Origin of the sequence: Bacillus paramycoides (assembly GCF_001884235.1) — a bacterium.
In the GTDB taxonomy this organism is placed as follows: domain Bacteria; phylum Bacillota; class Bacilli; order Bacillales; family Bacillaceae_G; genus Bacillus_A; species Bacillus_A paramycoides.
Genome location: NZ_MAOI01000095.1, coordinates 1 through 467 on the forward strand (window position 1 = coordinate 1; position 467 = coordinate 467).

General features: G+C 38.1%; 1 protein-coding gene. It reads left to right on the plus strand.

Going from position 1 to position 467, the window contains the following annotated elements; genetic code table 11:
* Window positions 1-467 (plus strand): Cna B-type domain-containing protein (locus BAU28_RS20960; RefSeq protein ID WP_116500425.1); only part of this gene is annotated, 467 nt, incomplete at both ends.

Consider the following 467-nt stretch of genomic DNA (forward strand, 5'->3'; position numbering starts at 1 on the left):
TTACAAAATGGTACAGTGATTGCGACGCAAGAAGTAAGCAAAGCAACAGGCTGGAAATATGAATTCAAAGATTTAGCAGCATATGATGCAGAAGGTAAGGCATACAAGTATGAAGTGAAAGAACAACCAATCGACGGATACAAATCCGAAGTGAAAGGTTATGACATCACAAATACAAAAGTAGGCGAAACAAAAGTAGAAGGAACGAAGACATGGAAAGACGATAACGCAACAGATCGTCCGGAAATGATTAAAGTAGACTTACTACAAAACGGTAAAGTAGTAGATACAAAAGAAGTAACAGTAGCAACAGAATGGAAGTACACGTTTGAAAACCTCCAAGCATACGATGCAAACGGAGTAGCGTACAAGTATGAAGTGAAAGAACAAGCAGTACCAGGATATGAATCCAAAGTAAGTGGTACTGACATCACAAATACAAAAGTAGGCAAAACAAAAGTAGAAGG